This is a genomic window from Nostoc sp. PA-18-2419, from assembly GCF_005869855.1.
Taxonomy (GTDB): domain Bacteria; phylum Cyanobacteriota; class Cyanobacteriia; order Cyanobacteriales; family Nostocaceae; genus Nostoc.
The window spans coordinates 129238-148954 of record NZ_SZNH01000007.1; the positions used below are offsets into that span (position 1 = coordinate 129238).

11 protein-coding genes and 1 pseudogene are annotated in these 19717 nt (G+C 39.5%); 6 read left to right on the forward strand and 6 right to left on the reverse strand.

All coding sequences use genetic code 11. The features are described from left to right. Positions 1 to 5 precede the first annotated feature (5 nt). Complete coding sequence (locus FCR06_RS09640) at positions 6 to 5516, forward strand: response regulator (RefSeq protein ID WP_138498975.1); 5511 nt, start codon at positions 6 to 8, stop codon at positions 5514 to 5516. A gap of 242 nt (positions 5517 to 5758) precedes the next feature. Here FCR06_RS09640 and FCR06_RS09645 read toward each other — a convergent pair. Beyond that, positions 5759 to 6337 (reverse strand): annotated as a pseudogene (locus FCR06_RS09645) (Uma2 family endonuclease). Between the two features lie 220 nt (positions 6338 to 6557). Here FCR06_RS09645 and FCR06_RS09650 point away from each other — a divergent pair. Together FCR06_RS09650 and FCR06_RS09660 are read left to right on the forward strand one after the other, a co-directional pair. After that, complete coding sequence (locus FCR06_RS09650; protein WP_138498977.1) at positions 6558 to 8624, forward strand: prolyl oligopeptidase family serine peptidase; 2067 nt, start codon at positions 6558 to 6560, stop codon at positions 8622 to 8624. 732 nt (positions 8625 to 9356) lie between these two features. After that, positions 9357 to 12149, forward strand: coding sequence for a M16 family metallopeptidase (locus FCR06_RS09660; protein ID WP_138498979.1), 2793 nt, complete (start codon positions 9357 to 9359; stop codon positions 12147 to 12149). 814 nt (positions 12150 to 12963) lie between these two features. Here FCR06_RS09660 and FCR06_RS09665 read toward each other — a convergent pair. Together FCR06_RS09665 and FCR06_RS09670 are read right to left on the reverse strand one after the other, a co-directional pair. Beyond that, complete coding sequence (locus tag FCR06_RS09665; RefSeq protein WP_138498980.1) at positions 12964 to 13575, reverse strand: DUF4231 domain-containing protein; 612 nt, start codon at positions 13573 to 13575, stop codon at positions 12964 to 12966. A gap of 3 nt (positions 13576 to 13578) precedes the next feature. Further along, positions 13579 to 14328 (reverse strand): hypothetical protein, encoded by a 750-nt coding sequence (locus tag FCR06_RS09670; RefSeq protein ID WP_138498988.1) that lies wholly within the window; start codon positions 14326 to 14328, stop codon positions 13579 to 13581. Between the two features lie 334 nt (positions 14329 to 14662). On the opposite strand from FCR06_RS09670, the gene FCR06_RS09675 reads away from it, so the two are divergent. Continuing rightward, a complete protein-coding gene (locus FCR06_RS09675; protein ID WP_138498990.1) occupies positions 14663 to 15568 on the forward strand; it encodes an ABC transporter ATP-binding protein in 906 nt (301 codons plus the stop codon). A gap of 2 nt (positions 15569 to 15570) precedes the next feature. On the opposite strand, the gene FCR06_RS09680 is transcribed toward FCR06_RS09675, so the two are convergent. Further along, positions 15571 to 16251, reverse strand: coding sequence for a tetratricopeptide repeat protein (locus tag FCR06_RS09680; protein WP_138498992.1), 681 nt, complete (start codon positions 16249 to 16251; stop codon positions 15571 to 15573). Between the two features lie 682 nt (positions 16252 to 16933). Between FCR06_RS09680 and FCR06_RS09685 the strand changes: the two genes are divergently transcribed. Together FCR06_RS09685 and FCR06_RS09690 are read left to right on the forward strand one after the other, a co-directional pair. Then, a complete protein-coding gene (locus FCR06_RS09685; protein WP_138498994.1) occupies positions 16934 to 17260 on the forward strand; it encodes a YbjQ family protein in 327 nt (108 codons plus the stop codon). 335 nt (positions 17261 to 17595) lie between these two features. Beyond that, on the forward strand, positions 17596 to 18234 hold the full coding sequence (locus FCR06_RS09690; RefSeq protein WP_138498996.1) for a hypothetical protein: 639 nt from the start codon (positions 17596 to 17598) through the stop codon (positions 18232 to 18234). 182 nt (positions 18235 to 18416) lie between these two features. Here the strand turns inward: FCR06_RS09690 and FCR06_RS09695 are convergent, their stop codons facing one another. Both FCR06_RS09695 and sufR read right to left on the reverse strand, forming a co-directional pair. After that, positions 18417 to 18677 carry a hypothetical protein gene (locus FCR06_RS09695; RefSeq protein ID WP_138498998.1) on the reverse strand — a complete coding sequence of 87 codons (261 nt, stop codon included), beginning with the start codon at positions 18675 to 18677 and terminating at the stop codon, positions 18417 to 18419. Positions 18678 to 18814: 137 nt separating this feature from the next. Then, the gene (sufR, locus tag FCR06_RS09700; RefSeq protein ID WP_138499000.1) at positions 18815 to 19495 is read right to left on the reverse strand and encodes an iron-sulfur cluster biosynthesis transcriptional regulator SufR; all 681 of its coding nucleotides are present in this window, start codon (positions 19493 to 19495) and stop codon (positions 18815 to 18817) included. Positions 19496 to 19717 lie beyond the last annotated feature (222 nt).

The following is a 19717-nucleotide window of genomic DNA, read 5'->3' on the forward strand; positions in this document are numbered from 1 at the left end:
AAACTATGCTGCCGGAACAACAACAGCGGATTTTAGGTTACTTTATCGAAGAAGCCAGAGACCACCTAAATACTATAGAGCAGGGGTTGCTGAATCTAGAGAGTACCCTCAACGACCCGGAAATGATTAGCGAAGTCTTCCGGGCGGCTCACTCTATCAAAGGAGGAGCGGCAATGCTTGGATTGACAAGTATCCAGCATACATCGCACCGTCTGGAAGATTGTTTCAAAGTTCTTAAAGAACATCCGGTTCAGATTGACCAAAAGTTAGAGTCTTTATTCTTAGGTGTCTCTGATACCCTCAAAGCACTGTTAGAGCATTTGAGTGCGCCATTTGGTCTTTCTGAAGAGACAGCTAATACACTGATGTCAGAAACCGAGCCTGTCTTTCAGTGGCTAAATGAGCATCTAGAACAACTTGTACAACAAGGAAACAGTGGAGTAACCACTCCCTGTGCAACAGAAGTGACTGGTTCTATAGAGAATGTCTCCACACTCACAGAACTTTTTCTACGGCGAGATATTCCCAGTTTGGCAGAAGACGCCCATCAGGAATCTATAGAAAAAGATATTTCTGTAGTACCTCAGGAGGTGTTATCGTCAGCCAACGCCAAAGAAAATCAAAATTGGAGCGAGTTTCAAGCCCAAGTACTACAAATACTGCGGCAAATGTTGCAACTGTTTAAGCAAACAACAACATCTTCAACTCGCCAAAACCTCGAGGAATGCTGTTACCAGTTGGTCAAACTTGGGTTAACTTGGAATTTATCCAAGTGGTGCGGTTTGTGTGAAGCGGCAGCCAGTGCGATCACCAATCCTCAAAACACTTATCTAACTTTAGCTAAAATCGTCATCACCGAAATCAAGCAAGCTCAAGAATTAGTTTTGCAAGATAGGGAAGCAGAAATTGCAATCAGTCAACAACTAGAAGCACTTTTGAACTTTGCAGAAATTGAGTTGTTAGAAATTCCCTTTAATTTAGTTGACGAACAGTCTCCACCAAAGCCAATTTCTCAAAAAATTGAAGAAACCGAACACTTAGCCATCACTAACTTATCTGAGCCAATTGAAGAATTTAAGCTAGACGACGATATCAATGAATACCCATCTTTAGAGTTACAACAAATATCACTAAACGCTACACCTGTAACTAACTTCACTCTTATTCCACATGAGGAAGTGCATCCAATCAGTAAGAATCTTGACCCCAATGGCCCAGAGGTAGGAATAGCTGAGTTAAATACCTTGGCTGATTTATTTGAAGGTGAAACTCCTGACTTAGATGAAAATTGGCAACAAGAAGAAACTTTAGATATTACTGTTACTAATGAATTAGGAATTGATTTCAGCAGCAGTGAAACTAACGATAGCGATTTATCAGATTTACTTTCATTCGATGAAGATACTGATAACGAGCAGCAAACCACAATCACAGCTAATACAGAAGATTTATCTTTATTATTTGGTGAGAACTTTATAGAAAAAGAAAATTATGATCTGCAAAATCAACAAACATCTCCTCTGACTAAAGAGTTAAATGATATCACTATAGATAACCTAGATTTCGACTCTTTTTCTGCCGAAATATATCAAATTTCTGACAGTTTTATTAACACAGAGCAGCCCTCTTTAGATATTGACCAAAAGAATGACAACGAAAACGATGTGCTTGCAGATTTGTTGGCACTGACACTAGATGATGACAATGAACTTTTAATTACAGGCGAAATAACTGAACCAGAAAATGAGGCGTCAGCCAGTATAAAATTATCTAGCAATCAAGAAAATAGTCTTGATAACTTATTTTTAGAAACTGAAAATAGAAATTGGGTAGAAGAAATTACCTCTAGTGATTATATAGAATTAACTCAGCCAAAAGACTTGTCTTTAGACAACTTATTTGGTGATGATATAGAAGAAAATTCACTACTAGCCACAAGTGATTCAAAACTTAGTGATTTATTTGATATATCTCTGGAAACAACAACTGAACTTTCTCAACCAGAAGATGATTTTAGTAACTTCTGGAATCAAGAAACTACAGGAAAACCAGAAAATGAATTCGATTCTATAGTTGAAAATAATTTACAAAATACATTAGAAAAAGATTTATTCATTGGAATTGATAATGATATTTTTACTGAAAGTCAAGAGTCTATAGCTTCTTATGACAACAGTTTTGATCTAGACAATTTTAATTTAAATTTTCCAGAAGATGAGCAATTAGATATATTATCATCTGATTATGGAGATGATTTATTTGAGGATTTAGCACCAAAAAATTTGACAATTTATCCTGAAATTAGCCAGAGCGAAGCTTTAACCAGTCTTGAAGGGTCATCAGCTACATTAGAAGATTCAGTTCCATTGTTCGGGCAACATCCTGTAAAAGAGGAAATTCATAATTTATCCCAACAGCCAGAAACTGTAGATTTTATTCCAGAATTTACTAATCAACCCTCAGAGATATCTACTGTTGATTATTCTCAAACATCTTCTGATGTCGAACTTAATTCCTTTAGTTCTTTTGATAAAAATTTACAATTACTGTTTGAGGATGTAGCCATTCATGACTCCACCTACATTCAGATGGAGATTACAGATGATGTGGTGGACGAACTATCGACTCCAGAAACTTTAGAATTAGCCCAAGCACAGTCAGGTGATTTGTTCGGCTCTTTTGATGAGAATATACAACTGCTGTTTGAGGATGTAACCATTCATGACTCCACCTACATTCAGATGGAGATTACAAATGATGTGGTGGACGAACTATCGACTCCAGAAGCTTTAGAATTAGCCCAAACACAGTCAGGTGATTTGTTCGGTTATTTTGATGAGAATACACAACTGTTGTTTGAGGATGTAGCTATTCATGACTCCACCTATATTCAGATGGAGATTACAGATGATGTACTGGATGAACTATCGACTCCAGAAACTTCCACTTCATTGCAAAGAAATCTAGAAGTTTTAAATACTGAAAATTATAGTTTAGAAGCGGCTTTAGAGTTTGCAGATAATGCAGCTTTGGAAAGTACAGAGCTAAGTTTAAAAAATAATTTATTGCTGAGAGAAACTCCTTTATTAGAAGTAGAAGTAAATAGCATAGTCGAAGAATTATCAACTGTAAATGAATTTGCACAAACGATTATTCAAGTAACTGTAGAAATAGATAAAAACTTAGACAAAAATTTAGTAACTGCACCACTACCAACGTTAGAAAATGCTGTTGGCGTAACTGAAGAATCGACAGTCACAGAAATTATTGAAGTAGTTACTCTAGAAGATGACTTTGCAAACTTAGAAGCATTACTAAAAGAGGAAGTACCACCTGCTAAAGCTAAGGAGATACCAGAAGTAGATTTTGCTGCTCTAGAAGAATTGCTAGGTACGGATAACAATCAAGCTGCTGTATCTAGTGCCCAGCCATCAACTCAATCAATCTCAGCCAAAAATGCTGCTTTCTCACCACGCATAGATGAATTTAGCGACTTGGAAAAGTTGCTGGCAGAAGCGGATCAAACAATATCACACTCGGCACTGACAAAATCGAATACGAATAAAACTCCACGTCCCTCTAGTCGTCGTGCTGCGAGATTTGAAGAAACAATGAAGGTTCCAGTGAAGCAACTGGACGATATGAGTAATTTAGTTGGCGAGTTGGTGGTAAATCGCAACACCTTAGAGCAGGATCACGAACGGCTGCGACAATCACTAGATAACTTGCTGATTCAGGTACAACAACTCTCGGATGTGGGAGCAAGGATGCAAGAGTTGTACGAGCGATCGCTCTTAGAAGCTTCTCTGTTGGCTGGACGCAAAGCCAAAGACTCTGGCTTCGATTCCCAAGACTCTAATTCTGACAGAGGTTTTAGCGAGCTAGAAATGGATCGCTTTACTCCTTTCCATACATTGTCCCAGCAAATGATTGAGCGCATTGTACGGGTACGTGAGTCGGCTAGTGACATTGATTTTGTCACCGAAGAAACTGAACGAGTAGCACGGCAATTTCGTCAAGTAACCACCCAGCTGCAAGAGGGACTAACAAGAGCGCGAATGGTCCCTTTTGCCCAAACTATTGATCGCTGGCGGCGGGGTGTACGTGACAATGCCATTAAGTGTGGCAAACAAGTAGAGTTGGTAATTGAAGGTGGCGATACTTTAATTGACAAGATGATTTTGGATCATCTTACCGATCCGCTAACACACATGCTCAATAATGCGATCGCTCACGGTATTGAAACGCCAGAACAAAGGCAAGCTGCTGGTAAGCCACCTGTGGGAATTATTACTATCCGTGCCTTTCACCAAGGTAACCAGACTGTAATTTCTGTGGGCGATGACGGCGCAGGTATCGATCCGGCAGGCGTTAAGGCTAAGGCAGTCAAAATTGGTATGATTACGGAAGCCCAGGCAAAAACTATCTCTCGCCTAGAAGTCTACGACTTACTATTCCACTCTGGTTTTAGCATCAAAGACCAAGCAGACGAAATTTCTGGTCGCGGCGTAGGTATGGATGTAGTGCGATCGGCAATTAGCGAAATTCGGGGCACAGTAAACACTGATTCTGCAATTGGCAAAGGAACCACTTTCACCATTCGTTTGCCACTGACTTTGAGTATTTGTAAAGCTCTGTGTTGTGTCTCCGATAGAGCCAGAATTGCCTTCCCAATGGACGGCGTAGAAGATACCCTCGATATCTCAGTCAAAAATATTCAACATAACGCCAATGGGCAATCATTTATATCTTGGCGCGATACTCTGCTGCCATTCCGACCTTTGAAGGAACTTTTAACCTTTAATCGTCAAATTACTCGCGGTAATGTGTATGGCGGTAACCGAGATGATGATATGGTTTCTGTGGTTGTGGTGCGATCGGCAAATACTCTAATTGCCTTACAGATTGACTTGGTGTTAAGCGAACAAGAAATTGTAATTAAGCAATTTGAAGGCCCGGCACCTAAACCTATAGGTGTAGCAGGTGCTACAGTTCTCGGTGATGGTCGGATTATGCCCATCGCTGACGTGCTAGAAATTATTGACATCTTCCAAGGACGAATTTCTACACAAGTTGGTAGCAGTTCTTGGCAACAAAAAACTACTCCTACAGACACTCCCGCTACTAAGATTGACCCAACAGTGCTAATTGTCGATGACTCAATTACAGTCCGAGAATTGCTCTCTCTAACATTCAGCAAGGCAGGTTATCGTGTAGAACAGGCGCGTGACGGTCAGGAAGCTTGGGATAAACTCCGCTCCGGTTTGCCTTGCGATATCGTTTTTTGCGACATCGAAATGCCCCGTTGCGATGGTCTGGAGTTACTCTCTCGCATCCAGAAAGACTCTAACCTCAACCACCTACCGATCGCAATGCTCACCTCACGAGGTGCAGACAAGCACAGACAAATGGCAGTTCAACTCGGTGCAAGTGGCTACTTTACCAAGCCTTATCTCGAAGAAGCGCTATTGGAAGCTGCGGGGCGGATGGTCAAAGGAGAGAAACTTGTTAGCTAAACGAACTAAGCTTTGGCTACGATTCGGTATGTTTACTAGCAGCATTCAATCAAGCATTAATACAGGTATATAGAAATCCGCATAAAGGTTTAGTTTGCCAGGAAGTATCAAGGTATTAAGTTTTGCTTTTAATTCAATTTAGTAGTACTATTGTTCTATAGGTGAAAATAGCACGTATTCGCCCCGGCTTCTGACGGGGCTTTTTATTTTAGAACGATTATAATTTTTGTTAGCCCTGTGATTTATCCCAAAATTGGTTGGAGATTTAAAATAAAATCTGGAAGAACATCTTCACCAGATAAACTTGTGGGGAACTGTAAAACTTCTGGTGCTTGATGAGGACGATAATTTTCTACTTGTTTATCTTTAGGATTAATTAACCAACAGAGTTGTAAGCCATTTGCTAAGTATTCGTGCATCTTAGCTTGAGCATCTTCCAAATCATCAGTTTCAGAAATTAATTCCACGGCAAAATCTGGACACAAAGGGATAAATTTCTTTGTTTGTTGTAGCGTGAGAGCATTCCATCTTTCTATCTTTATCCAAGAAGCATCGGCGGAACTAGTTGCACCATTAGGAAGTTTAAAACCAGTGGAAGAATCAAAGGCTTTACCTAAATTATTTTTGCTGTTCCAAAACCACAGTTGTCCTAATAAATCAAAATTACGATTACCAGTTTCTCCTCCTGTGGGTGGCATAATTACTAGTTATCGTTGAGCCGTTAATTCTAAACGCAAATCTTGATTGACAGCAATAATCTGTTCAAATTCTTCATCTGTAAATTGAAGATTAGGGGGTAAGTGTAGAGTTAAAGTCATAATTAATTCGTCTCCATTCAGCACAATTACTTTACTAGCCATTCGCAAATAACAAAGTGCGAAGTCAGCAGCATCAACTCCCGGCGAACAGAACTTTGTAACAAAGGAGTAATGATAGTCTTAACCAAACAATCTGCAACTTTGGTACACATTAGCTTAGTATATACTCCAAATCTTGGGTCTATCTTTGTAATATGTAAAATAGTACTTTTAACCTGATATTATGTCGTCTGAAAAATCCCTCGCCTACCCACCCAGTCATAAGAGCAATCAAGTCGATCACTACCACGGTACTTTAGTTACAGATACTTACCGTTGGTTGGAAGATCCTGACTCCCAAAAAACAAAGACTTGGATTGAGTCACAAAATCAAATCACTTTTGGCTACTTGAGTGAAATTTCTGCTAGAGAAAAAATTAAACAACGCTTGACTAAACTTTGGGATTATGAAAAATACAGTATCCCCTTTAAAGAAAGTGAGCAATACTTTTATTTCAAAAATGATGGACTACAAAATCAAAGTGTCCTCTACACTCTAAAATCTCTTGATGCTGAACCTAGAGTTTTACTCGACCCTAATAAACTCTCAGAAGATGGTACTGTTGCGCTTTCAGGGTTGTCTATTAGTGAAGATGGTAAACTTTTAGCATACGGTATCTCCACATCTGGTTCTGATTGGCAAGAGTGGAAAGTCCGGGATATCGAAACTGGAAAAGACTTAGAAGACCACTTGGAGTGGATTAAATTTTCTGGTGTATCTTGGACACACGATAGGCAAGGTTTTTTCTATAGTCGCTACGATGAACCAAATGAAAAAACTCAATTAGAAGATGTTAATTATTATCAAAAACTCTACTATCATCAACTAGGTCAATCTCAATCAGAAGATATACTAATTTACCATCGTCCTGATCAAAAAGAATGGGGTTTTAGTGGCGATGTTACTGAAGATGGACACTATTTGATAATTTCAGTTTGGCTAGGAACTGATTCCAAAAACTTAGTTTTTTACAAAGATTTGACTAATCCGGATGCTGAAGTTGTAGAACTAATTAATGAATTTGAAGCTGATTATAGCTTAATTGATAATGATGGTAGTGTCTTTTATTTTCGTACAGATTTAAATGCACCACGAGGCAGATTAATTGCTATTGATACAAAAAAACCTACTCCAGAGAACTGGCAAGAAATTATTCCTCAGTCAGCAGAAACTCTAGAAAGTATTGGAATACTCAATAACCAATTTGTTGTTGATTTTTTGAAAGATGCTCATACCCAAATCAAAATTTTTGACCTCAAGGGTGAATTGATCCGCGAGGTAGAATTACCTGGACTCGGTTCAGCAGGTGGCTTTGGTGGTAAGCGTGATGATACTGAAACTTTTTATAGTTTTACCAGCTTTACCACACCAGGGACTATCTATCGCTACGATATGGTAACGGGAAAAAGTGAGGTTTTTCGTGAGCCAAAGGTAGATTTTAATCCTGATGATTACGAGACAAAACAAGTCTTTTATCAGAGCAAAGATGGTACTAGAGTACCGATGTTTATCACTCACAAAAAAGGCATTAGATTAGACGGAAATAATCCGACATATCTTTATGCTTATGGTGGTTTTAATGCCTCAATGACACCTGGTTTTTCTGTGAGTGTGTTGGTGTGGATGGAAATGGGTGGTGTGTATGCAATGCCGAATTTACGTGGTGGTGGTGAGTATGGTGAAGAATGGCATCAAGCAGGAATGAAGGAGAAAAAACAGAATGTTTTCGATGATTTTATTAGTGCAGCTGAGTGGTTAATTGCTAATAAGTATACTAAAACTGATAAGTTGGCGATCGCAGGTGGAAGTAACGGCGGCTTGTTAGTCGGTGCTTGTATGACACAGCGTCCTGATTTGTTTGGTGCAGCTTTACCAGCAGTTGGCGTGATGGATATGCTGCGGTTCCACAAATTTACTATTGGCTGGGCTTGGACTTCCGAATATGGTTCGCCGGATAATCCAGAAGAATTTCCTGCACTCTATGCTTATTCACCATTGCACAATCTCAAACCAGATACAGCTTACCCCGCAACCTTGATTACTACAGCCGACCATGACGATCGCGTTGTCCCTGCTCATAGTTTCAAATTTGCCGCAGCTTTACAAGCAAATCACCTTGGTAATGCGCCAGTATTAATCAGAATTGAGACTAAGGCAGGACATGGAGCAGGTAAACCCACAGCTAAAATTATCGAGGAAGCCGCCGATAAATGGGCTTTTTTGGTACGTACTTTAAATGTTGAAGTTTAGAAGAATACAATCTTAAAACAGAAGTCATAATTCAGAATTCAGAATGTAATCTGTGGGAATTTAGACTTGCCTTTTAGAAGCACCAGGGACTTCCAATTAAAAAATATTCTATCGATAGGGTAGGCAGGGGAGCAGGGAGCAGGGGGGAGATAAAAATATCACCTGATTGAATTGGATAATTTATTTTTTGGAAGTCCCCACCACAAATTTTTCAAATTTGATGAAGTGTTTCACAGTTTATTCACCAGTTGTACTTAGGTAAATTCTGAATTATGACCGCTAATTCCTTGGTTATTCTCGTTAAATTAATGATTATAGGGAAATATTATCTATCAAATAGTTAAAAATTGGTAAGGATAAACAATCACAAAATCTACCTTGAAAAGTGAAGTAAATACAGTTAAATTATTATGAGTTCAGGAAAAAGAAAATATTCTTTTGATTAAGGATAATAGCCCAAACTATTTGTTTTAAAAATTATCTCTAAATTATTTATTAACTATATTTCAATAGTGAATCAAAATTATCGCTATTTGATTCAAAATATTATCTATTTTACAAATATCCTAATAGTTACATTCATGAAATATAAGAACTTGATAGCTCACGTTTCAAAGTTTTTATATTAGGATGATTACGAGGCTCAATCTTTGAACGTTCAAAACAACGCTCTGATTTCTTTACAAAAGAAATTATATTTTATCAACTTGAATTTTTCATTTTCCACTGCTTATGAAGCCACGCGCATACATGCTTATCGGATTTTTGCTGAGTATTCTCCTAAGTTTAGTGCCGTTTTCAGGCAACTTTACCATTGGAGCAACACCAACAACCACCACACCCGTATCTGCGCTCTCATTCACCCAAGGAGTGCAAGAAACCGTATTGGACAATGGTTTAACTGTGCTAACTAAAGAAGTCCATACTGCTCCTGTAGTTAGCGTGCAAGTTTGGTATAAAGTTGGTTCACGCAATGAGGTTAAGGGACAAAATGGTATTTCCCACCAGCTAGAACATTTGATGTTCAAAGGCACAACCGACCGTCCAGTACAGTTTGGCAGGTTATTTAGTGCCTTGGGTAGCCAGTTCAACGCCTTCACGAGTTATGACGAAACAGCCTATTTTGGTACAGTGCAGCGAGACAAACTCGAAGCATTGCTGACGCTAGAAGCTGATCGCATGGAAAATGCTTTAATTGGGGCTGAGCAACTCACAAGTGAAAAGCGAGTAGTAATCTCTGAATTACAAGGGTACGAAAATTCACCTGAGTATCGTTTGAATCGGGAAGTTATACGAAATGCTTTCCCCAATCGAGCTTATGGCTTACCAGTAGGAGGTACAAAAGCTGATGTCGAAAAATTTACGTTAGAACAGGTGCGGAATTATTACCAAACCTACTACAGCCCAGAAAATGCCACCTTGGTAATTACCGGGGATTTTGCCACACAACCTGTACTGAAAATTGTCAAAGAAACTTACGGAAAATTGGCAAAAAGAGGACACAGGGACACGGAGAGTTCATTAACAGCGTCAGCGCGTCCCCCACTGCCTGCATCTTCCTCCGGTGTTAATCAAAAAGCACCCATTGTCCTCAAGCAACCTGGAAGTGCAGCACTATTACAAGCGATGTATCCTCTGCCAGATATCAAGCATCCTGATGTTCCAGCAATTGATGTGATGGATGCCATCCTCACAGGTGGACGGAGTTCTAGGCTTTACCAGGCTTTGGTGGAATCTGGACTCGCTAGTTCAGCTAGTGGTGGTGCTGCGGAACTCATTGAGCCAGGTTGGTATGAAATTAATGCTACAGCGGCTCCGGGTCAACAGTTAAGCAAAATTGCTCAGGTACTCCAGGAATCTTTGACAAAACTGCAACAGCAGCCAGTGACCCCAGAAGAATTAAGCCGAGCAAAGACGCAACTGCAAGCCTCATACATATTGGGTAACCAAGATATTACTAGTCAGGCCAACCAACTAGGATATAACCAAACTGTAGCGGGGGATTATCATTTTATTGAAAAGTATCTAGCTGCGATCGCCAAAGTTACTCCAGCCCAAATACAGCAAGCAGCTAAAACTTACCTGAATCCAGCTAAACAAACCATTGGCTACTTTGAGCCGACTCAACCAGATGGTCAACCAGGAGCCTCTAGTGCTGGTTCTAGTCGCACTGTGGAGAATTTCAGCCCTGGTAAACCTGTAGATCCAGCAGAACTGGCTAAATATCTACCACCTGCCACATCAACTACAGATTCCACCAAACAATCGCTTCCAGAAGAGTTTACCTTAAATAATGGGATGCGGGTTCTGCTGTTAAGCGATCACAACGTTCCTACTATTAATCTCAGCGGTAAAATTGATGCTGGTAGTGAGTTTGACGGTAATCAAAAAGCTGGATTAGCGAGTCTAACTGCAATCAACTTAATGAATGGAACGCAGACTAAAAATGCTCTCACCCTAGCAAAAACTTTAGAAGACCAAGGAGCCGGTTTGGACTTTGGCGCTAGCCGCGAAGGCGTAAATATCAGTGGTGAGGGCTTGTCAGCAAACCTGCCAATTTTGATTCAAACTTTAGCAGATGTTTTACAAAAAGCGACTTTTCCCGGTGACCAGTTAGAACTGAGTCGACAAAGGGCACTCACCAGTCTCAAAATCCAGCTAGATGACCCCAGTGGTCTGGGACGACGGGTATTTCAACAGGCAATTTACCCAGAAAATCATCCATTCCACAGTTTTCCTACAGAAGAAAGTTTAAAAAGCATTACTCGTGATGATTTGCTTGGCTTCTACCAAACACATTACCGACCGGATACCACAACCATCGCTTTAGTGGGAGACTTCCAGCCAGATAAAGTCAAAGAATTGCTCAATCAGGTATTTGGCAAATGGCAAGCCACAGGTAAGCCGCCTGTTCTAAAAGTGCCGTCCGTAGCATTGCCGCAAACTTCGACACGTTTAAATAAGGTAATTCCTGGTAAGGCTGAGGCTGTGACCTACATCGGCTACAACGGCATTTCCAGGAAAGACCGACGTTTTTATGCAGCATTAGTGCTGAATCAAATTTTGGGTGGTGATACATTAGCAAGCCGCTTGGGTACGGAAGTGCGCGATCGCCAGGGTTTAACCTACGGTATCTACAGTGCTTTTGCCGCCGGAATTAATCCCGGCCCCTTCTTAATTCAAATGCAGACTGCTCCTGGAGATGCCCAAAAAGCGATCGTCAGTACTGTTGCTTTACTCAAACAATTACGCGAACAAGGAGTTACTGAAGCTGAATTAAACGCAGCAAAACGCTCAATTACTAACAGCTACCCTGTGGATTTAGCCAATCCTAGTAATGTTTCTAGCATCATTTTGGATAATGCAGCCTTGGGACTTCCACGCGCAGAAATTATCGAATTTCCCCAACAAATTCAGGCAATTACTATGACTCAAATCCAACAAGTAATTCAGGATTTAATTAAGCCAGAAAATCTAGTAATTGTCACCGCTGGTCTTGGAGATACTGTGCCCAAAGGTAAATAAAACAGTTAAGAAGTGGGGAGTGCTCAGTTATATCATGTTTGGCTAATCACTTATGATATATCCGAAGCGAGTGTAACGAGTTGGGAATAAGCAATCACTTTATCTATGCGATTGCTTCACTTCCTACCCTACAGGAACGCCAGGAGCGAAGGGAATCACAAGTATTTACCCGAACATGATATTAGGAGCAAAGTCAAACACTCCAACTACAAAAAAATAGAATTTTTAAGCCTCTCCCTGTTTCGGGGAGAGGTATGGAGAAGAATTCTTGATTTTTCTGATATGGAATACAAGAGATGTCCTTTAAGATTAGAGTGCTGAAGAATACATCCATCAGAATATTGAGTGGTTATTTATCTATCTAACGAAGGAATTGAGAAAGATATTATCAAGACAAAATAAACAGATATTCCGATCACCTGACGAACTTTAACTCCATATTCCCCCATTTCTTTCTAGTAATGGGGAATTTTTTTAAAAGCTACCAAAGTAGAATTCTGATGAAATATTTATCTGTCTTTAGGAGGAATAAGATAAAGTTGATAAATAATAAAAACTTAGATAGCCCGATTACCCTACCGGACTTTAGTTTTAGCTCTCCCCATGTTTTTATCTAACAGGGGAGAGTTTATTTGAAAAAGTTAAAATTCAGAATTGATATGAAGTTTAATATAATTTGTATCTTCATTTATTACATTTTATGTTGAATTATTACACTTTGAAGTTGTATAATCACTCCCTAAGTTTGTTGAACTTTAACAGTTAACAATTAATATAAAAAGATATACAAGTTAAATGCAAGGATAGCTGATAACTATTCTTCTTTCTTGTCTTCAACATTAGTTATTTTAGGATTTTGCATGAGAATATAGTTTTGTTGATTCTGGTGTTCTTCTTTCTTCTCTTGTACAACTTGAGTGGCATATACTTCCACATCTAGCTGAATAATATTTTCTACTTGACCTGCAAAAAAATTAAAAGCCTGTTCGTGACTTGTATAATTCTGATAAGGGCCTGTCAACTGAGAAAATTGCCATCCTTGGGTTTTTAAAGATTCCACGGTGCGGCGATAGTGTCGCCAGCGTTCTCCATAGTGAAAAAATTCTTCAATGGCAGCACTAATAGCAACTAATTGACTGAGCGCAAAAGTTGAGCCAATAATTAAATTTCTGGGAATCTTAATTTCAGAAGTAGTACTAATATTTAGACTGACTAATGCCGGGAGAATTACACCACCAATAATGGTTGTTAATCGCAAAAAATAATAGCGATCGCGTGCTAAATTCGCCTTACCTTCCATCCAAAGTACTTGGTCTAACCAGCGCGAGCGCAAAAAATGTCTTTGCACGTCGCCTAAGTTCATGCCTACAAATAATTTGTGAAAATCTTCCTTTAAAAATTCTTGATAACTATCTTTTTTTGCCATTATTTACTCCTTGGTAGAAAGCAAACCCTTAATTATTTCTCCTAAGTTATCAACTCCCTTTTCGATGTCGATTAAGTCGATGTATTGTAATTTACCAGATTTTGCTAACTCTTGAGCGCGATCGTCCGTTACTTTTCCAACCAAAGCACTAGCAAGTATATCTGCGGTTCTACCACTGCCAGCGATCGCTAGAACTAATCTACCAGTATTAATACTAGAAAAAGCATCTTTAAAGGTAACTTCACCACCGTTTAAAAGCACTGTTAGTGAAGGTGCACCACTAGCTAATACCGTTGCAACTTCAGATATCCAAGGAGACTCATCCCCCCAATCACTACCAGGAACTAGCACAAAATGAGTATGGTTTGGCTCTAAGGGCGTCAAATCAGCAGCTTTTAACTCATTGGGTAAAGCCACTTTCCTTTCAGGTGTCACACCAACCAAAGCAAAGCTAGCATCTATCTGGGTACGAGCCGCACCCATCAATCGCATGACTCCCGCATCCGTACCTCCATCTACAACATAAGTGCCCAAAGTTTCTGCAATCGGGGCTAAAACCTCTACAAACAAGCGTTGGATACGCAGAAAGTCGGCTTCACTGATATTACTTGCACCTCCCACCACTACTAAAACAGGACGTGAATTACTAAGTCCTATTTGCTCTAAAGCATTGGGCAATTCTGCTTGCTGATTAACTCGAATAGCTAATGCTGTTTGTCCGCTATCAAAAGTAAATTTTAAACAATTTTTCATTTATCCAAAATACCGACTGCCTAAGTTTTCCAGAGTAGAGCTTCGCAGTCATATTCCGCAATGGTTGTATTACGCACGGTAGTCAATTAATTATGTTTCCATAACGTTTTCATTCTTCTTAAAGGAGGTCTTTTAAACTACGGCGGCCTCAAGAGTTTCCAGGGACATGAGGTAGGTGTAAAATATGGGCTGAGTGCGGATTTTAAGGAAAGTGAAATAGACAACGTGAGTCTAAAAGCTTGGAGTAAAGCCTGTTTTACTTCTAAATTCAGAAGTCAGAGGGTGGGCTTGCAGCCATCAAAACTTAGGTGATTTGGAATTATTTAATTGGAGCATGACCATGACTGCTGTCTTTTTAGAAAACGTCTACAAGTTTTACAACAACATACCTGTAGTTAATGACCTGTCATTCAAAATTGAAGCCGGGGAAATATTTGCTCTACTTGGCCCCAACGGTGCAGGAAAATCCACCACAATTCGGATGCTGACTACATTAACCAAACCGTCCCAAGGACGGATAGAAGTAAATGGATATGATGTGGTCAGCCAACCAATGTTGGCGAAAAACAGTATTGGCGTAGTCTTGCAACAAGTCAGTGTGGATAACGATTTAACTGTTTGGGAAAATATGGAACTGCATGGAAGACTACATCACATTAGCAACCCGCAGCGACAACAATTGATTAATCAATGGCTAGAGTATGTAGAATTAACACAAAAACGCAATCATTTGGTCAAAACCCTATCTGGAGGTATGAAACGGCGGTTGCAGATAGCGAGAGCTTTATTACATCAACCGCAAATTTTGTTTTTAGATGAACCAACGGTAGGACTAGACCCCCAAACCAGGCGACGCCTTTGGGAAATTATTCGAGATTTGAATAAGCAGGGAATGACGATGCTACTAACGACCCATTATATGGATGAGGTCGAATTTTTATGCAATGCCTTCGGCTCTACCAAGCCAGGACGCATCGGTATTATGGATGGCGGTAAGCTGATTTCTTTGGGAACGCTAAATCAACTGCGTTCTGCTCACGGTGAAGGTTTGGTGATGAAACAATTGAGTTTATCTAAAGTAGGAAGTGACAGTGCCTTAGCTTGGGAATATTTGTTTTTTCCTTCGTTGGAACAAGCAAATATCTACTTGAATGAACAGCCGGATAAAACTGGAATGATGGTGCGTCCCTCTAACTTGGAAGATATTTTTGTGGAATTAACGGGACGCCAGTTAGATTGATTTCATCCTCCTAACTGTCGCAGCATGGCTTCTACTCTATCTACCCCATCTAAGTCATTGCGTCGCCGATACAAGTCACGGGCTTTCTGAAGCGCAGTGTTCGCTTGTTTAGTTTGCCGTCGCTGTTTATACATCGAACCCATCAATTCATAAGTCTGGGCATTGTTTTTATCTAAGCTGAGTGCTTGCTGATATGCCCAGTTAGCTGCACTATAATCTCCTAGACGAGATTGAGTGACAGCTAATCCTAAGTAAGCGTTAACGTTGTTACGGTTGAGTTGTATGGCACGACGGTAACCTTCTTTTGCCCCAGCGGTATCTCCCAAATTGGCTTTGATGTAACCGACGGCGTAATAAAAATCACTATTGCTCGGATTAATAGCGATCGCCTTACGATAAGACGTTAATGCTGCTTGATAATTTCCTTGTTGAGCGTATAAATATCCAATACCTGAGTGAATTTTAGCATTTTTGGGATCTAAGCCAGCTGCTTGCTGATAAACAGTGATCGCTCCTCCAAAATCGCCTGTATCAACTAACCTCCGTCCTTCCTCTAGTAGTTGCTTTAACTCTTGATTTTTGGTTTGTGCCACTAATACTTGAGCCTGAGTCGGCATCGGCATTGTAAAGGCAAAGCATCCTAGTAACACCACACTAAACACAAATGATGTTGGCTTGTACACAGTAAATTTCCTGAAATTTTAGAGAACTTTTTTCTTGTACATTAAAACAAAAATGTGGACTTTTGAAAACTGTATTTTTTCGCATTGATTAAGATGTTGATAGTTCATTTGCTCTTTACTTTACAATCAACGCTACATCACAGAGTTTTTACTGAATCAGGAAGTGTAAGTTCTCAATCAACAAAGTAAATTCTTCCAGATATAAATCAGTCAAACAGAAAAAACTACATTGTTTTTCAGTGCTTATACGTATAGGATTACAAACTAATGGTGTCTGAGTTAATTATCAATAGACAGTGCACCAATATTAGGAAGAGTTGAATATTCATCTGCTGTTTGTTATTTTATTTAACAACTTACTGAGTCTGTATCCAATTTGATAATATTTTTAATCCTTGACGTTAACTTGAGTAAACTAATATCCAAGTGTTTACATCTTTTTTTAGTTATTAGACGATAAGATAAATGCAACAAGCAAAATGTTCCTGAAAGTCAGTTTGTGCTTAGACAATAATCTAGAGTAAAGTGGCGATCGCTTTTCTTAATTCTGTGAGAGTATATTTATTAAACCCTTCTACAACACAGGGCATTTTTATAGGTATAAATAACTTTCAATCGCTAGTTTAATTATCTTCACCTAGTTAATAAATATCAAATTATATAATATTCATGAGGTTAATTTATGATTATAACTACCACTGATGTGATTCAAGGAGCTGTTATCGAATCATATTTAGGTATTGTCACAGCAGAAGTTGTCTATGGTAGCAATTTTTTACGAGATTTTTTAGCCGGCATTCGCGATATTGTTGGTGGACGCACTGGTAGTTACGAGCGTTTATTTGAGCAAGGTCAACGCAAAGCGCTAGAAGAATTACAACAACGGGCACAACGTTTAGGAGCAAATGCTGTAATTGGGATTGAAATTGATACTGGCACAATCAATGTTGACCAGTCAGGAGTTCTATTGCTGATTACCGCCACAGGTACTGCTGTGAGAACGCGTTAATTTTTTGATTATTTTGCTTTTGACAATGCTGAGAATATTTTGCCTTAAATCTAATTGCATCTACTGTTAAGCTATTTTTCAAAAAATTAATATTTTTCTCTTAATTTTATTTAAACGCCGACAATTTTTTATAAATATTTATTCTTGACTTTAATTTTACACCAGATTATATTACGAATTGTTAAAAAAATAATTTTTTTTCTGACCAAAGATAGACATATTAATTCTTTCTATTGATGGATAGTAAAGCAGATAATTCAGTTATTTAATTAAGGATACAACAAGAATATACCTGAATAGAAACTTTGCTGAAACAGCGCTGGAGAGCATAATTTATGTCATACGTGAATCGAACAGGCGACGATGTTATTCCTACTGGGTCTGTGGTACCAGGCCGAGTAGTTGAATATCACGATCTTGTTCGCTGGGGGCCAATTATTGCTGGTTTGTTAGTTGCTTTAGCTACTCAATTAATTTTGAGCGCTATAATTGGCGCTGTTGCAGCTGGTACAGTTGAAGGTTCGGGTGCGCCTAGAACGATTGCCTCTAACGCTGCGGGTAACGCAGGACTTTGGTCAACGATTGCTTTGTTAATTTCCCTATTTACTGGTGGTTGGGTTACAGCGCGTGCTTGTGGGCCAATGAACCGTAATACAGCTCTTCTTAACGGCGCAATTCTTTGGGCAACTACTTTGGCAGTTAGCTCATGGCTGTTTGCAAGTGGAGTATCTGGTGCTTTTGGTGTTGCTGCTTCCAATGCAGGGGAAGTCCTAAACCAGGTACAACAGCAAGGTGGTACTGCTAATTTACCGCGAACAAATGTAACTGCTCAAGAAGCTCGTGACATTGCAGGAAATGTACGTTCGGGGTTGTGGTGGTTTGTGTTTGGTTCCTTGTTGGGTTTAGTAGCCGCAATGATAGGCGCTGTAACTGGTACTCGCAGTCCCCGGACTACTAACACTTATAATCCTTAAAGAATTGTCTGAAAAATCAAATATTATTTTCTTAAAAAAAGCACCTTGAAAAAAGGTGCTTTTTGTTTATTATTTAAGGCTGGGCTTTGTATAGCAATGGCGAAGATGCTTAAGACATCAACAAATGATAAAACCTAAATACCTATAGACTTTTCACTCACTCCCCAGTCCACTGCTGTAGCTTACCACTTCAAATATGAAGCTTCAATTCCCTGCTCGCGTCTAATTTTGCTATCTTTTTCAAACCAGATGATTACTTGTTGTGCTGTCAAGTCTTCTATAGCAATACCGTATTCTTGAGCAATATATTTTAAAAGTTTAAGTGATGAAATTGTCAATCTTGTTAAAAATTTTTCTGGAGAAGATAATAAAGCCGCATCTACTTTTGCTGACTCTTCCAATGTTAAAAATTGGGTTGATGGTTGCTGTGGTGCTACATCCATAAAACGCTATCTCAAATTTAGTTGATTATTGGGGAGTGGAAATTGGCGACTGTGCCACATGAGGGAGATGGGGGATGGGGAAGGTGGGGCCCCCTCTGGGGATAAGGGGAGATAGGGAGAAAAACTAAATGAAACTTTTACTTACGAACTTTTACTAAATAACCACAACGGTGTTCGCCGTTGATAATCCAGTGGGTGCGTTCTACGGTACAATCAGGTAAGACAGCTGCAAACATTTCTAATTCATGACCACAGATGGTGGGGAAAGATTCAGCAACGTTGGAAATAGCGCAGTTATGCTCAATGAAAATAAAGCTTTCGCCTCTAGAGGAGTCATTAACATCTACTGGGTGATACTCCGCCATGAAACCTTCTGCTTTTCTCAATTCTACTAAACTGGCAACACGGTCTCTGAGCGAACCATTACCCAAACGATCGCGATATTCTTGAGCTTTACGCTCCCACTGCTTCTGTAAAATCGATTTGAATTGGTCGTGTCCCACAGTTTGAGCTAAGGTATCCAGCAGCGAAACAGCAAAATTGCCACTGGCATCACCAAAGCGATCGCTCATGGTACGATGCAAGCGATCGCGTCCCTGATGACTCAGTTGATAAACGTGCTGCGGACGCCCCATTCCAGCTTGCTCTGATGTCGAAAACAAAACTAGCTCTTCTGTCTCCAAATCTTTGAGATGGCGACGAATCGCTTGCTTGCTGACATCTAATACTTCAGCTAGCTCAATAGCCGTTGCTTTTTCGTGTTTGTGCAGATACTCTAGGATTTCTTGCTTGGTTGAGGACTGGTGAATAGTCGCCATCTTCTGATGTCAGACGCTGCGGGAACGTCCCAAAAATTTCTGGGAAAATTTGACTTTGACAACATTGTTGTTGTTAATTTAGCGTAAAATGAAGATACATAAAACAACATAGTTGTTGTTTTACTCTCCACTACCATTCTAGCAGCCGTGTAACTATTCCGTAATGCCAGATGGGAGTCACCAAAATAAGAGCTTGTCTCCCATTCTTAAAGAGATAGAACC

Excerpts from the sequence above, each read along its gene's own strand:
- FCR06_RS09640 (WP_138498975.1), top strand. The coding sequence starts at position 6 with ATGCTGCCGGAACAACAACAGCGGATTTTAGGTTACTTTATCGAAGAA.
- FCR06_RS09650 (WP_138498977.1), top strand. The coding sequence starts at position 6,558 with ATGTCGTCTGAAAAATCCCTCGCCTACCCACCCAGTCATAAGAGCAAT.
- FCR06_RS09660 (WP_138498979.1), top strand. The coding sequence starts at position 9,357 with ATGAAGCCACGCGCATACATGCTTATCGGATTTTTGCTGAGTATTCTC.
- FCR06_RS09665 (WP_138498980.1), bottom strand. The coding sequence starts at position 13,575 with ATGGCAAAAAAAGATAGTTATCAAGAATTTTTAAAGGAAGATTTTCAC.
- FCR06_RS09670 (WP_138498988.1), bottom strand. The coding sequence starts at position 14,328 with ATGAAAAATTGTTTAAAATTTACTTTTGATAGCGGACAAACAGCATTA.
- FCR06_RS09675 (WP_138498990.1), top strand. The coding sequence starts at position 14,663 with ATGACCATGACTGCTGTCTTTTTAGAAAACGTCTACAAGTTTTACAAC.
- FCR06_RS09685 (WP_138498994.1), top strand. The coding sequence starts at position 16,934 with ATGATTATAACTACCACTGATGTGATTCAAGGAGCTGTTATCGAATCA.
- FCR06_RS09690 (WP_138498996.1), top strand. The coding sequence starts at position 17,596 with ATGTCATACGTGAATCGAACAGGCGACGATGTTATTCCTACTGGGTCT.
- FCR06_RS09695 (WP_138498998.1), bottom strand. The coding sequence starts at position 18,677 with ATGGATGTAGCACCACAGCAACCATCAACCCAATTTTTAACATTGGAA.
- sufR (WP_138499000.1), bottom strand. The coding sequence starts at position 19,495 with ATGGCGACTATTCACCAGTCCTCAACCAAGCAAGAAATCCTAGAGTAT.